Here is a 14,002-nt window from a genome sequence, read left to right on the forward strand (position 1 = left end):
TCGATCGACTCACCTGATCGGTTGCCCGACGGCAAGGAGGTTGCCCTCGCTGTCTCTGAACCAGGCACCTTTCTCGCCTATGCCACCCTTGGACGGGTAGTTCCCCTGGACCTCGGCGATCCCATTGATGGTCTTGAGGCCGGGAAGATCGTATTCTTCGAATACGACTCCCAGCTGCCGCAGCTCGCTAACGGTTGCCTGGAGGTCATCGACCTCCCAGGCCATTTGTGTGTGAGTGCCAGAGGCCGAGCCAGCCGACTCGAAAAGTACGAAGTAGCTGTTGCCGCACTTGTAGCGCAGGCCGCCGGGCCGTTCCTCCACTGGTTCAAGACCGAGCTTGCTCGAATAGAAGGATCTCGCTCGTGCGAGGTCTTGCGCAGGAATCCTGGCCGCGGCGTCACTGTTCTGAAGCATGGGAAACCCTCCTGGTCAAGGCTGGACCGCTGCAACGCAATGTGACTAGCTTAGGCGTGGGACGGGCGCTAGAGAAAGGGGTATCACCATGACGGTACTGGTTCTGGGATTGCTCATTTTTCTGGGTTCGCACTCGGTACGCATGGTTGCCGACCCATGGCGCACCGCGCAGATTGCCAGGCTCGGCCCCCGTCGCTGGAAAGGCTTGTACACCCTGGTTTCGATTGCCGGCCTGGCGCTGGTTGTCTGGGGCTACGGCCTGGCCAGCGCGGATCCTGTGGTGGTCTGGACGCCGCCGGTGTGGGGGCGGTACGTTGCCGCATTGCTCGCGATCCCGGCCTTTGTGCTGATTGCGGCGGCCTATGTGCCTCGCAACCGCATCAAGGCTGCGCTTGGTCATCCGATGCTGGCAGGCGTGCAGGCCTGGGCCCTGGGGCACCTGCTTGCCAACGGCACACTCGCGGCAGTGGTGCTGTTTGGCGCGTTCCTGGCGTGGGCGGTGGCGGACTTCGTGTCAGCGCGCCGGCGGGACCGGGAAGCAGGAACCAGCTGCCCGGCCGGGACACCTGCGCGCGATGCGATGGTGGCGGTCGCGGGGCTGGCAGGCTGGGTGCTGTTCGGATTCGTGCTTCACGAATGGATGACTGGCGTGCGGGCGTTCGGGTAGGCGAAGAATCTGGTCGCCAGCAGGACAGGTCGGGCAACGCCTCATCCCGGCAGAGCAAAGGGATTGAACCCGGTCCGTTGATAGCCCTCCGCCGTCACGGCATCGTCCAGGGCCAGGGTGGCAAGGTCATCGGCCACGGCCTCGGCCTGCGGGTCGCGTTCCAGTGAGATGACCTTCAGGTAGCCGTGGCACACGCCGCAGCTTTCGGCGCGTACTGTGGCTTCGGCGGTGTCGAAGCTGAGGTAGTCAAGCTCCGAGGCTTCGCCGCAGTTGGTGCATTTCGCCCGCACCATGTGCCACTGGCTCTCGCAGAGCGCGCAATGCAGATAGCGCATGCCCTGGCGGTCGCCGATCAGGATCAGGCTTGCCACGGGGGCAGTGCCGCAGACCGGGCAGGAGGCGTGCTCGGCCGGGCCGCTGTCGGGCACGGGCGCCGCCCGCGCGGCGCTGGCACATTGCAGCGAGAGCGCAGCCCAGAGGAAGGGCGCGATTGCCGCCGGCACCGCATCAAAGCGGCCCTCGGTCAGCGCCTGGGCGGCGCCAAGGCGCGCATCCGCGGGGAGGGCGCGCAGCGCCGCAAGATGCGGGGCGACCGGGGCGGGAACATCGTGCGCGAGCCGCTCGATCAACCGATCAAGCAGGGCGCCCCAATGCCCCTCCTGCGGGATGGCCCCGGCGTCTGCCGGGCCGGAACCACCGGTCTCGGGCACAAGCGACGCCTGCACCTCGGCCACGCGGGCGGCCAGGCGCAGGTAATCGGCAAGGTCGTGCCCTTCGGCCAGCGCGCGCAGGCGCCTGGCGCGGCGGCTGTAAAGACCGGCAAGTTCCGGCTGGATCAGCGGCGTGAAATGCCGGGAGGCCTCGTCCGATGGCAGTGTTCCCGGCGTGGTCTGATGCTGGTTCATGCCTCGTTCCCCTTCGCTTGCGCCGCTTTCGACTTCTTTGCCTGCAACTCGCCATACCAGCGGTCATGGTGTTGCCTGGCCCAGGCGCGCGAGACGTAGCCCGTCACCATGCCGGTGATCGAGCCGCGGACCCAGATCGCCAGATAGATGTGGCCCACGATCAGCAGGATCAGGCCGATCCCCGCGACGGAATGGGCCAGGATCGCCAGGCGGAGCACGGGAATCGGGAAATACTCGGCAAAATAGGCGCGCCACATGATCAGGCCGGAGACCAGCAGGGCCAGGATCGAAGCCATGATGAGCCAGAACAGCACCTTCTGGCCGGCGTTGTACTTGCCGATCTGCAGCGGTTCGCCGCCATGCTGGTTCAGCAGCACTTCCCTGGCGCGGCGGAACCAGATCGCGTCGGTGCGCGCGGGCATGTTGTGGCCGACGAAGCGCCAGAACATGTAGCAAAGCCCCGCGAACACCGCGATGCCCAGGAACGGGTGGAGCAGCCGCGCCATCTGCGGCGTGCCAAGCAAGCCGCTCAGCCAGCTCACCGTCGGGAAGAACCACGAGATTCCCGAAACCGCCGCAAGGAAGAAGCAGAGCACGATTGCCCAGTGACACAGCCGCTCGGCGAATTTCGTGCGCAGGATCCTGTCGTTGTTGGTCGCCATTTCCGGTCTCCGCTTATGCCGCGCCGTCAGTCGGGGCGTCGTGGTCGTCTGTTTCGGTGGTGTTGGGGCCGACCGCCATGAAATGCGCCGCCATGCCCACGACCGCCGCCGCGCCGACGAAGCCGGCGACGGGTTTCAGGCCATCCTTCCAGCCCGAAACGACTGTGCTGATCTCCGGGTCCTTCGGCAAGCCCGCGTAACGCTTCGGGTCGTCGGCATGTTGCAGCACATACATCACGTGGGTGCCGCCGACCCCCGCCGGGTCATACAGGCCGGCGCTGGCATAGCCGCGCTCGTTCAGCTCGGCCACGCGCTCGCCGGCAAGGGATTGCATCTCTGCCTTCGAGCCGAAGGCGATGGCGCCGGTCGGGCAGGTCTTGACGCAGGCAGGCTCCTGCCCGACCGAAACGCGGTCCGAGCACAGCGTGCACTTGTAGGCCTTGTTGTCCAGCTTGGAAATACGCGGCACGTCGAAGGGGCAGCCCGCGACGCAATAGCCGCAGCCGATGCACAGGTCGGACTGGAAGTCGACGATGCCGTTGGCATACTGGACGATGGCGCCCGGCGCAGGGCAGGCTTTCAGGCAGCCGGGATCCTCGCAATGCATGCAGCCGTCCTTGCGGATCAGCCATTCCAGCTTGCCCGCCTGGTCCTCATGCTCGGTGAAGCGCATCAGGGTCCAGGTATTGGGCGACAGGTCGCGCGGATTGTCGTAGACGCCGACATTCTCCTGCACGTCGCCGCGCAGGTCGTTCCATTCGTTGCAAGCGACCTGGCACGCCTTGCAGCCGATGCAGATCGACACGTCGATCAGCTTGGCCACTTCCATCTGATGGTCGCGGATGCGGGGGGCGGGTGTCAGCTCCGACGAGGCCGAGCTACGGATGATGTTTTGCGAGTTCATGCTTGCGCTCCCGCCACTTTTTCAATGTTTACAAGGAATGCCTTGAATTCCGGCGTTTGCGAATTGGCGTCGCCGACACCGGGCGCAAGCGTATTGGCGAGATAGCCCTTGCGGGTCGCCCCCTCGAAGCCCCAATGACAGGGGATGCCGATCTGATCGACCGCCTGCCCGGCCACCCGGAGCGTGCGCATGCGCTTGGTCACCACGGCCTTGGCAGTGATATGGCCGCGCTTGGTCGTGATCTTCACCGTGTCGCCATGGGCGATGCCCTTGTCCGCGGCCAGCTTTTCGCCGATCTCGACGAATTGCTCGGGCTGGAGCATGGCGTTCAGGTGCGAGTGCTTGGTCCAGTGGCGGAACAGTTCCGTGATGGAATAGGTCGTGGCGACATAGGGGAACTCGGTGCGGTTGCCCATCCGCTGCGCATCGTTCTGGAAGATGCGGGCGGTCGGGTTGTGCGTGACCTTGTCGTGCAGGGGGTTCTTCGCGATCGGGCTTTCAACCGGCTCGTAATGCTCGGGGAAGGGGCCGTCGATCATGCCGCCGACCGAGAACAGGCGCCCGACGCCTTCGGGCAGCATGATGAAGGGTCCGACGGGCGTGCCGGGCGCCGCAGTGAGCGGAAAGTCGGGCACGTCAGCGCCGACCCATTTCTCGCCGTTCCAATGCAGGATCTGGCGCTTGGGGTCCCAGGGATTTCCCATCTCGTCCATCGAGGCGCGGTTGTAGAGAATGCGGCGGTTCGCGGGCCAGGACCAGGCCCAGCCCGGCGTGTTGCCCAGGCCCGTGTCGGTGTTGTCGCGCCTGGCCATCTGGTTGCCCGCCTCGGTCCAGGAACCGGCGAAGATCCAGCAATAGCTTGAGGTGGTGCCGTCGTCGCGCAGTTGCGCGAACGAATCCAGCAGCTGGCCCTTGCGCAGGATCTTCTTGCCGGTCTCGTCGAACACGTCTGCCAAGGCGTAGCCGTTGGCTTCCTTGGCCATTTCCTCGGGATGCGGGCTGTGCGGATCGTGATAGGTCGCCTCGTCCCAGGTCATGTGCAGCACCTGCTCCGGGCAGGCGCCGCCTTCCTTCTCGTAAAGCCGCCGCAGCTCCATCATGATGCCGCCGAGAATGGCCGGATCATGGCGCGCCTCGCCCGGCGGCTGCTGGCCCGCGTAGTGCCATTGCAGCCAGCGGCCGGAGTTCACGACCGTCCCGTCTTCCTCGGCAAAGCAGCTCGACGGCAGCCGGAAGACTTCGGTCATGATCTCTTCGGTCTTGACGTCGTTGAACTTGCCTTCGTTGCGCCAGAAGTTGGAGGTCTCGGTCACCAGCGGGTCGATGACCACGAGGAACTTCAGTTTCGACAGCGCGGCCGAGGTCTTGTTCTTGTCAGGCATCGCCGCCAGCGGGTTGAACCCCTGGACCACATAGCCGTTGACCTTGCCCTCGTACATCAGGTCGAAATAGGCCAGCATGTCGTAGCTGCGGTCCCACTTTGGCAGCAGGTCAAAGGCCCAGTTGTTTTCGGCAGTGGCATGCTTGCCGAACAGGTTCTTCTGCAGTGAGACGAAGAACTTGGGCAGGTTCTTCCAGTAGTTCACCTGATCGGGCAGCACGGCCTTGGGCGTGGCATCGGCCAGGTATTGCTTCAGGGTCTGCTGCCTGTCGGTGGGCAGGTCCATGTAGCCCGGCAGCCGCACCGACAGCAGGCCAAGGTCGGTATAGCCCTGGATGTTGGAATGCCCGCGCAGCGCATTGACTCCGCCGCCGGACATGCCGACATTGCCCAGCAGCAGCTGGATCATCGCGGCGCCGCGGATGATCTGCGCGCCGCCGGTGTGGTGCGTCCAGCCGAGCGCGTAAAGCCAGGTCAGGGTCTTGTCCTTTGCCGAGCACGAGCCGACGATCTCGGCGATCTGCAGGAAGTCGGCCTTGCGGACGCCGGTGATCTCCTCGACCTTCTCGGGCGTGTAGCGTGACACGTGCTGCTTCAGCAGGCTGAGCACGCAGCGCGGATGGCGCATCGAGGGATCGCGTTTCGCATTTCCCGCCGCGTCCAGCTCATAGTTCCAGGAGGATTTGTCGTAGACGAGCTTCTGCGGATCGAAGCCCGAGAACAACCCTTCGTCGAAGCCGAAATCCTCGCGCACGATCAGCGACGCGTTGGTGTACGCGCGCACATAGTCGTGCTGGATCTTGTCGTGCTGCAGCAGCCAGTTGACCATGCCCATCAGGAAGGCCGTGTCCGACCCCGCCCGGATCGGCGAGAAGATGTCGGCAACCGAGGCGGTGCGGTTGAAGCGCGGATCGATGACGATGACCTTGGCCTTATTCCTGATCTTGGCCTCGATCACCCACTTGAAGCCGACCGGATGCGCCTCGGCCGGGTTGCCGCCCATGACGATGACGACATTGGCGTTCTTGATGTCCACCCAGTGGTTGGTCATCGCGCCGCGGCCGAAGGACGGCCCCAGTGCAGAAACCGTTGGCCCGTGGCACAGGCGTGCCTGGCAGTCCAGCGCCAGCATGCCGAGCGAGCGGGCAAACTTGAAGTCGAGAACCCCGGTTTCGTTGGACGCCGCGGATGAGGCGAGCATGCCCGAACTGAGCCAGCGGTTCACCAGTTGGCCCTTGTCGTTGCGCGCGATGAAGTTCTTGTCGCGGTCGTCCTTCAGCAGGCGGGCGATGCGCCTGGTCGCATCGTCCCAACTGATGCGCACCCACTCCTTCGACCCTGGCGCGCGGTATTCCGGATACTGCAGCCGGTTTTTCGAATGGACGATGTCCAGCAGCCCCGCGCCCTTGGGGCAGAGCGAACCACGGCTGACGGGGTGATCGGGATCCCCCTCGATGTGGAAGATGCGGGGCTTCGCGTTTTTGGCGCCGTCACCCAGCGAATACATCAGCAGGCCGCACCCGACCGAGCAATAGGTGCAGTTGTTGCGCGTCTCTTTCGCACGCAGCAGCTTGTAGGGGCGCACGCCGGCAGGCGCCTGCGCCCAGGCTGTACCCAGGCCCAGTGCCGAGGCCGAGACGGCAACAGATCCAACGCCAAGGATCTTGAGGAACTGTCGACGTCCGATATTGGTGGTGTAAGTCATCGTGGTCTCATCGTCATTTCTTCTTCCGCCCATCCCTGCTGCCAGGGGTGGGGGCGATCGCATTCGAGACCCGCAGCTTCATTTGGGCGCACGTATCCCCGGGGCGCCCGGATCGCGATCGATCACGGAGATGCCCCGTCCGGCACGTCCCTGAGGTGCATGCGCAAGAGGATGACCAACCACAAATGACGTCGCGTCGCCAGTCACGACGCGACGTCATCCGTGCCGGTTTTTCGCGCGCACGGCTCCACGAGCGGAGAAATGCCGCTCAGGTTCGAATGCAGATTAATTTGGATAAGCGATGAGAATGAGCCCGAAACGCCCTGCGGATTGCCCTGCAGATGCGCGGCCCCACCGGGGCACGACGTCGGGACGGGTATCGCTCGCTGATGAGCGTAGCACGACCGGCCGATTACTCCAAATAGGGGAAAGTCCGGTTCGGCGCGGGCGGCTTATGCCCCCAGGAAGCGTCACGCTTGACTTCCATGCCGGCCGTTTCTACCAATGATATTGAACAGAACGGCGATTGGCCTGTGCCGCTGGCATTCCTGCATGCGGCGAGGGCTTGAAGATCTTTGCACTCCATGGGCTGGCAGAGGCCAGATGAGTGATGACGCAAGAGCTGACATTTCGCGCCCTGCTGTACCGCTACTTCTTCTTCGGCTGGCTGTACCGGGACGCCAGCAAGGGCAACCGCGCTGAACGAGCCCTCGCCTGGCATTTCAACAAGGCGCGCGCACATTGGCTGCTCACGTACATGCGGCGCTGGCTCTGGTGCGGTGTCTGCTGCTACGGGCTGGGTAGCATGGTGGAGCTGGTGCTGTCCGCGCCTGCACTGTCAGCACTCTTCTACGTGCCCGGAGCGCTCTGCGTGCCGGTCAATGTTGTCATCGTGGTGCTCTGGGTTGGCCTGAAGACGCTGCCGGGGCCGCTGTAAGCGGCGACCGGCTGGCCTGGCATCCGGCGGCGACGCCAGGAATGGCGCATGGGCGACCACTTCGCCCCCTCAATCCGCCGTTGCGCCAGACCGCTTCACGACTGTCGCCCACTTCCGAATCTCGCTATCCACAAACTTCCCCGTCTCAACCGGAGTCATCGGCATCGGCTCCGACCCGCGATCCGTAATGAACTTGTGCAGTTCGGGCGATTGCAGTGCCTTCACCGTCTCCGCATTGAGCTGATTGACGATTGCCGGCGGCGTGCCCGCGGGCGCCATCATCACCGCCCATCCAAGCGCTTCGAAACCCGGTACGCCTTCCTCACGCACGGTTGGCACCGACCGCAACTGCGGCACGCGCTTTGACGTTGTTACAGCAAGCGGCACGGCCTTGTTGGTCTGGATCAGCGGCAGGGCCGCGGTCACGGAATCGACCATCAGCGGAATCTGGTTGCCCAGGAAATCCGCCTGCGCGGGGCCGCTGCCCTTGTAGGGAATATGCACGATAAACACGCCGGTCTGCGCTTTGAGCATCTCGGCAGACAGGTGCTGCGTGCCGCCGATGCCAGCGCTGGCATAGCTGTACTTGCCCGGTGCGGCCTTGGCCTTGGCGATCAGGTCGCGCAATGAGGTGAAGCCCGATTGTGGCGTGGCCAGGAACACCAGCGGCACCGAGAACACACCCGAGATCGGCGCGAAGTCCTGACGCGGATCGTAATTGGTCTTCTTGTACAGCGTCTGGTTGATAGCCATCGCGCTGCCGCCCATGACGAGCGTGTAGCCGTCGGCCGGGGCTTTCGCGGCCATTTCCATGCCGATGTTGCCGCCGGCGCCGGCGCGGTTTTCCACCACGATGGACTGACCGAGCTGCTTGCCCAGCCTCTCGGCCAGGGCGCGCGCGAAGATGTCAGTGGCCTGTCCGGGCGGGAACGGCACGATCAGCTTGATAGGGCGCTCCGGATAGGCGGCGTGGGCGGTGCCGGCGACGGCCAGCAGCAGCGCAACAATGTGTTTGCTCGACGGCTTCAACGGAATCTCCTCGAATGATTGTCGGTGTGTGACGAGGCGCCCGAATCCCGGAAGAGGGCAAGGTGACGCGCGCGTCTAATATCAATGTTATGGGTCAAATGCCTGGGGGCGCACCGCGCTTCGCCCGCCCCCAGGATCAACTGTCAAATTTTATTGAACATTTTGTCAATGTGAAGAGGGATTGTATAGCGCATTTATCCAAGCAAGAATGCTAGGCTGACCGCGATGGGGACCTTTCACGCCCGAGGAAGAGCTTCTGCTTCCTTCTGTCGCACCGTCGTCGGCGATACGCTGGGTCTTCATCGCCGGTACCGACGTTCGGGATTCCGGCACGCGCCATCCAGCGTGCTGCGCTGTGGCAGCCCTGCCGGCATCGCGTGACGCCAGCCCGACATAAGCTACGATTATTCACAGACGGCTCGTGCCTCGAAACAGCCCATGGAGACCAACAATGCAGACGCCTGATCAATCCCAAGGCATCGATTTCCCGCTTGAGGGCGTGCGCGTACTCGACCTCTCGCGCGTGTTTGCGGGGCCGCTGTGTGGCCAGGTACTGGCCGATTTCGGCGCAGAGGTGGTCAAGGTGGAACACCCCGGCCGCGGCGACGACACGCGCGACTGGGGCATGCGCATCGGCAAGACCGAGACCACCTACTACAACAGCATGAACCGCAACAAGCGGTCCATCACGCTGGATCTGCAGAGCAAGGAAGGCGTGCAGATTGTCTACGACCTGCTGCCGCAGTTCGACGTGGTCATCCACAATTTCAAGACCGGCGGGGCCGAGAAGCTGGGCCTTGGCTACGAACAGCTCAAGGCGATCAAGCCCGAGCTGATCTACTGCGCGGTTTCCGGCTACAACAGCAGCGGCCCCGAGGCCAAGCGTCCCGGCTACGACCTGGTGATCCAGGGAGAGGCCGGCCTCATGGCGCTCAACGGCGAAGCCGACACGCCGCCGCTGAAGTTCGGTGTGGCCGTGGTGGACCTGATGACCGGCATGTTTGCCGCGCAGGCGGTGCTGGCTGCCTTGTTCCGCCGCGAGCGCAAGGGCAAGGGCCAGCTGATCGAGATGGCGCTGTACGACTGCGGGCTGATGGTCACCGGCTACTACGGCCTGGACGCCATGCTGCTCGGGCGCGACCCCGCCCGCTATGGCAATGCCCATCCGTCCATCGTGCCCTATGGCATGTTCGAGGCCGCCGATGGCCCGCTGATCATCGCCGTGGGCAACAACAGCCAGTTCGACAAGTTCTGCCGCCAGGTCATCGAGCGTCCGGACATCGTCGAGGACCCGCGCTATGCCACCAATGTGGAGCGCGCCAGAAACCGCGAGACCTTGACCCCGCTGATCACGGGCCTGATCCGCAGCTTTGCGCGCGACCTGCTACTGGAGCGCATGACCGCCTGCGGCATTCCCTGCGGCAAGGTGGCGGGACTGCACGAGGCTTTGACCAGCGAACGGACCCGCGAGGGTGGTCTGCTGCGCGAGATGCCCCATCCCGTGGCAGGCAGCACGCACGTGTTCGCGCCCCCATATCGTCTGGATGGCCAGCGCCTGCCGATCCGCAACGCGCCGCCGACGCTGGGCGAGGGCACGCGGGCGGTACTGCAGAACCTGCTGCAGATGAGCGATGAGCAACTGCAGGATCTGCAGGCCCGCGGCGTGCTGACGCTGCCCGAGGCACCGCAGCAAGCCTGAGTATTCGCGCCGCGCGGACGCTCATGGGCGTGCGCGCAGCCCTGCCCGGCAAGGGGGGCTTGGGTTCCCCTGCACTGATTCAACCTGGAACAACATCGTGCGCACTCGAAATTTCACCCGTATGGTCCACTCCCGGCGTCGTGCCATTCTGGCCCTGGCCGCGGTGCCGCTGCTGGTCGGCAGCGCTTTCGCGCAATCCTGGCCCAGCAAGCCGATCAAGCTTGTCGTGCCGTTCCCGCCGGGCGGGCCCACGGATACTGCGTCGCGCATCGTCGGCCAGAAGCTGGCCGAGCGCCTGAAGCAGCCCGTCGTGGTGGAGAACCGCGCCGGTGCATCGGGTTCCATCGCAGCAGCGCAGGTAGCCAAGAGCGCGCCGGACGGCTACACGCTGATGATGCTGGCCACGCCCACGCTGCTGGCGCCGCACCTGTACAAGAAGGCGGGCTACGACACGACCAAGGACTTCACGCCCGTGGCCACCGTCTATGACCTGCCGATCGTGGTGGTGGTCAACTCGACGCTGCTGCCCAACGTGACCGACCTGCCCAAGCTGATCGCACAGGCCAAGGCACAGCCGGGCAAGCTCAACTACACCAGCTCCGGCGCGGGCAGCTTCGGCCACCTGAGCATGGAACTGCTCAAGCAGATGGGCGGCTTCGAGATGCAGCACGTGCCCTACAAGGGCGGCGTGCCCGCGATCAGCGACACCCTCGGTGGCCAGGTCCCGATCATGTACGCCGACCTCGTCGCCGCGCTGCCGCACATCCAGGCGGGCAAGCTGCGCGCCATCGCGGTCGGCTCGCCGCAGCGCGTGAGCATGCTGCCGGACGTCAAGACCATTGCCGAGCAAGGCTTCAAGGGCTACGACGCCGTTTCCTGGGGCGGCCTGCTGGCGCCGCCGGGAACGCCCAAGGAGGTGGTGGACCGCGTGTCGGGCGAGGTCGGCAAGATCCTGGCCGACAAGGATGTACAGGACAAGTTGCTGAAGGCCGGTGCCATTGCCAACTACCAGGCGCCGGCGCAGATGGGCCAGCGCATCCAGCAGGACTATGCCAAGTGGGGCAAGGTGATCCGCGAGAAAGGCATCGCGGTCGAGTAAGCGTCTGCAATCCGGGCACGCTGCAAGGGCGTGCCCGGTGCCAGTTGGCGAGGGTGGACTGCTGTATGTATAGCAGCCTGCCATTGCGCCTGCCGTCACCTGTTCCGGCTTCAGGCCGAGCACGGCTGCGACATTGGCCTGGTCGACGGTCTGGAGCTGCGAGCCGGCCCGGACGGTGCATTGGTTGCCGCGGAAGTCGATGGTGCAGTTAAGCGGTTCCCCTTCGCCTCGGGAAGCGGGTGCCACAGGCTACCAGCAGTCTTCGCCCGACACTTCTCATTTGCTTTTCAATCCGTTCGCCTTCTGCGCGTTCTCCAGGGCTTGCTTCTCCGCTGCCGCGCCAATAGCCGCTTGCCGGTTCTGTTCGGCTGTATAGCACGCATCGCGGCCGACTCCCTGCGCCCGGCAATCGGCCATGCGTTGCGCCGGGCTCGAACAACCCGCCATGATCGCCACTGCTGCGGTGGCCGCAAACAGGATTCGCATAGCTTCTCCTTCTTCGCTTCTTTGTCGGAAATGGCAAAGATGGCATGGCGCGGCCTGCAGGCAGGCACGGCCAGTGGTCTGGCCGATCTCGCGGAACACTACGCCTGGCAGCCCGGCACCGCGCGGGATGGCGTCCCATGAATTCCATGCAGTGGAATTGTGGGGGTGTGGAATCGCCCGCCTGGGCCTAAGCTGTCTCCAACAAAGAAACGCGCCCGGTGCATGCAGTGTGATGGCCGCGGCGTTCCGACTCGTTCCAGGAGACAAAGCATGCATCCGTTCTGCACCGGATTGTTCCGCCGGCTTGCCAAGGCAGCTATCCCGTTCCTCATGGCCGCGACAGCGCCTTTGCCGGCGCTCGCAGCCTTTCCCGACAAGCCGATCCGCATGGTGGTGCCGTTCGCCCCCGGCGGCGGCACGGACCTGGTGGCGCGTGCCATGGGCATTACCATGGGCGAGGACCTTGGCCAGCCCGTCATCGTCGATAACAAGCCGGGCGGCAGCACCATTATCGGCACCGATGCGGTGGCCAAGAGCGCGCCAGACGGCTACACGCTGGTGATGGCGACGCTGGCCCACGCGGTCAACCCGAGCCTGCACAAGAAACTGCCGTTCGATACGGAGAAGGCGTTCGCGCCGGTCATGCTGGTGGGCCGCTCGCCCAACGTGCTGGTGGTGAAGCCGGACAGCCCCATCAAGACCGTGCAGGACCTGATCGCCGCCGCCAAGGCCAAGCCGGGCAAGCTCAACTACGCCTCGCAAGGCGCCGGCACTTCGGCGCACCTGGCCGGCGAGCTGTTCAAGAACATGGCCAGGGTCGACTTGAACCACATTCCTTATCGCGGCGCCGGCCCGGCGATCACGGACCTGCTCGGCGGGCAGGTCGATGTGATGTTCGCCACGGCAGCCGCGGTGGCGCCGCACCTGGAGAGCGGCAAGCTTCGGGCGGTGGCGGTCACGACCGCGCAGCGCTCGCAGGCGCCGGCGCTGAGCAAGATTCCGACGATTGCGGAAAGCGGTGTGCCCAATTATGTGGCGGATAGCTGGTATGGCCTGTTCGTGCCGGCCGGCACGCCGCCGGCGGTGATCACGCGACTGAACGTCGCGGCGAAGAAGGCCGTGCACACCGACGCGTTCCGCAAGCGCGCCGAACAGGAGGGGCTTGCCATCAGTGGCGGCACACCAGATGAGTTCGGCCGCTACGTCAAGGCCGAGAGCCAGCGCTGGAGCAAGGTCATCAAGGATGCCCACATCACGGCCGACTGAGCGCGGCACTCGTAAAAAAACAGATCGCACACATAGCACCGGACAGGACCATGGACAACTATTCCCTGATTGAACTGAAGATCGAATCGGGCATCGCGCTGCTCGCCTTTAACCGCCCCGACAAGCGCAATGCCATGAGCGACGACATGCGCTCGGAATTCATCGACGCCCTGGAGCGCGTGGCGGCGGACAAGGCGATCCGCGCCCTGGTGCTCACCGGGAACGGCAAGGGCTTCTGCGCCGGCGGCGACGTGGCCGGCATGCAGCGCCGCATGGAGGCGCCCATCGGCGAAGTGGGCTTCAACGGCTGGAGCCGCCAGCAGCGGGTCCACCACACCGTGAAACTGCTCCACACCATGCCCAAGCCCACCATCGCCGCGGTCAACGGTGCCGCGGCCGGGCTGGGTGCCGATACCGCGCTGTGCTGCGATTTCGTGCTGGCGTCCGAAGCGGCGTCGTTCTCCTGGTCCTATATCAACCGGGGCCTGATCCCGGACGGTGGCGGCATGTATTTCCTGCCGCGCCGCGTAGGGCTGTCGGCAGCGAAGGAACTGGTCTTCACGGGCCGCAAGGTCGAGGCGCAGGAGGCCGCGGCCCTCGGCATCGCGGACCGCCTGAGCAAGCCCGAAGCGCTGATCGACGATGCGCTGAGCTGGGCGGCGCAACTGAGCCAGAGCTCGGCTACCGCGATCGCGCTGGGCAAGAGCATCATGAACCAGTCCTTCGAACTGCCCGCCGACCAGGTCTTCGCCCAGGGCAGCCAGGCGCAGGGCATCTGCTACACCAGCACCGAGCATCGCGACTCCGTGCTGGCTTTCCTGAACAAGACCGCCAGCAAGGCCTGACCA

General features: G+C 64.9%; 13 protein-coding genes. 6 read left to right on the forward strand and 7 right to left on the reverse strand.

The features are described from left to right. Positions 1-9 precede the first annotated feature (9 nt). Positions 10-414, reverse strand: a complete 405-nt coding sequence (locus tag AC3WVS_RS01125; RefSeq protein ID WP_492317007.1) for a VOC family protein — start codon at positions 412-414, stop codon at positions 10-12. 88 nt (positions 415-502) lie between these two features. Here AC3WVS_RS01125 and AC3WVS_RS01130 point away from each other — a divergent pair, with 88 nt between their 5' ends. Further along, positions 503-1,081, forward strand: coding sequence for an NnrU family protein (locus tag AC3WVS_RS01130; RefSeq protein ID WP_492317008.1), 579 nt, complete (start codon positions 503-505; stop codon positions 1,079-1,081). A 41-nt stretch (positions 1,082-1,122) separates the two neighbouring features. On the opposite strand, the gene fdhE is transcribed toward AC3WVS_RS01130, so the two are convergent. From fdhE to fdnG, 4 genes are read right to left on the reverse strand one after another with little or no spacing between them, the layout of a single operon-like run. Beyond that, positions 1,123-1,986, reverse strand: a complete 864-nt coding sequence (gene fdhE, locus AC3WVS_RS01135) for a formate dehydrogenase accessory protein FdhE (RefSeq protein WP_492317009.1) — start codon at positions 1,984-1,986, stop codon at positions 1,123-1,125. Beyond that, positions 1,983-2,648 carry a formate dehydrogenase subunit gamma gene (locus AC3WVS_RS01140; RefSeq protein WP_492317010.1) on the reverse strand — a complete coding sequence of 222 codons (666 nt, stop codon included), beginning with the start codon at positions 2,646-2,648 and terminating at the stop codon, positions 1,983-1,985. The genes fdhE and AC3WVS_RS01140 overlap by 4 nt, the downstream gene beginning before the upstream one ends. Before the next feature lie 13 nt (positions 2,649-2,661). Continuing rightward, positions 2,662-3,552 (reverse strand): formate dehydrogenase subunit beta, encoded by an 891-nt coding sequence (gene fdxH / locus AC3WVS_RS01145; RefSeq protein WP_492317011.1) that lies wholly within the window; start codon positions 3,550-3,552, stop codon positions 2,662-2,664. Further along, positions 3,549-6,638, reverse strand: a complete 3,090-nt coding sequence (gene fdnG / locus AC3WVS_RS01150; RefSeq protein ID WP_492317012.1) for a formate dehydrogenase-N subunit alpha — start codon at positions 6,636-6,638, stop codon at positions 3,549-3,551. Before fdnG ends, fdxH begins: the two co-directional genes overlap by 4 nt. A 610-nt stretch (positions 6,639-7,248) precedes the next feature. Between fdnG and AC3WVS_RS01155 the strand changes: the two genes are divergently transcribed. Continuing rightward, positions 7,249-7,575 carry a hypothetical protein gene (locus AC3WVS_RS01155; RefSeq protein WP_492317013.1) on the forward strand — a complete coding sequence of 109 codons (327 nt, stop codon included), beginning with the start codon at positions 7,249-7,251 and terminating at the stop codon, positions 7,573-7,575. A 69-nt stretch (positions 7,576-7,644) separates the two neighbouring features. Here the strand turns inward: AC3WVS_RS01155 and AC3WVS_RS01160 are convergent, their stop codons facing one another. Further along, complete coding sequence (locus AC3WVS_RS01160) at positions 7,645-8,604, reverse strand: Bug family tripartite tricarboxylate transporter substrate binding protein (protein WP_492317014.1); 960 nt, start codon at positions 8,602-8,604, stop codon at positions 7,645-7,647. 451 nt (positions 8,605-9,055) lie between these two features. On the opposite strand from AC3WVS_RS01160, the gene AC3WVS_RS01165 reads away from it, so the two are divergent. Both AC3WVS_RS01165 and AC3WVS_RS01170 read left to right on the forward strand, forming a co-directional pair. Next, positions 9,056-10,303, forward strand: a complete 1,248-nt coding sequence (locus tag AC3WVS_RS01165; protein WP_492317015.1) for a CaiB/BaiF CoA transferase family protein — start codon at positions 9,056-9,058, stop codon at positions 10,301-10,303. 121 nt (positions 10,304-10,424) lie between these two features. Beyond that, positions 10,425-11,402: a Bug family tripartite tricarboxylate transporter substrate binding protein gene (locus AC3WVS_RS01170; protein WP_492317179.1), complete on the forward strand. Its 978-nt coding sequence runs from the start codon at positions 10,425-10,427 to the stop codon at positions 11,400-11,402. 276 nt (positions 11,403-11,678) lie between these two features. On the opposite strand, the gene AC3WVS_RS01175 is transcribed toward AC3WVS_RS01170, so the two are convergent. Continuing rightward, positions 11,679-11,888 (reverse strand): hypothetical protein, encoded by a 210-nt coding sequence (locus AC3WVS_RS01175; protein ID WP_492317016.1) that lies wholly within the window; start codon positions 11,886-11,888, stop codon positions 11,679-11,681. Between the two features lie 270 nt (positions 11,889-12,158). On the opposite strand from AC3WVS_RS01175, the gene AC3WVS_RS01180 reads away from it, so the two are divergent. Both AC3WVS_RS01180 and AC3WVS_RS01185 read left to right on the forward strand, forming a co-directional pair. Further along, positions 12,159-13,154: a tripartite tricarboxylate transporter substrate binding protein gene (locus tag AC3WVS_RS01180; RefSeq protein ID WP_492317017.1), complete on the forward strand. Its 996-nt coding sequence runs from the start codon at positions 12,159-12,161 to the stop codon at positions 13,152-13,154. 50 nt (positions 13,155-13,204) lie between these two features. Further along, a complete protein-coding gene (locus AC3WVS_RS01185; RefSeq protein ID WP_492317018.1) occupies positions 13,205-13,999 on the forward strand; it encodes an enoyl-CoA hydratase/isomerase family protein in 795 nt (264 codons plus the stop codon). The last annotated feature ends 3 nt before the right edge of the window (positions 14,000-14,002 follow it).

It is taken from the genome of Cupriavidus sp. CPT47-8839-RL05A (assembly GCF_058792255.1).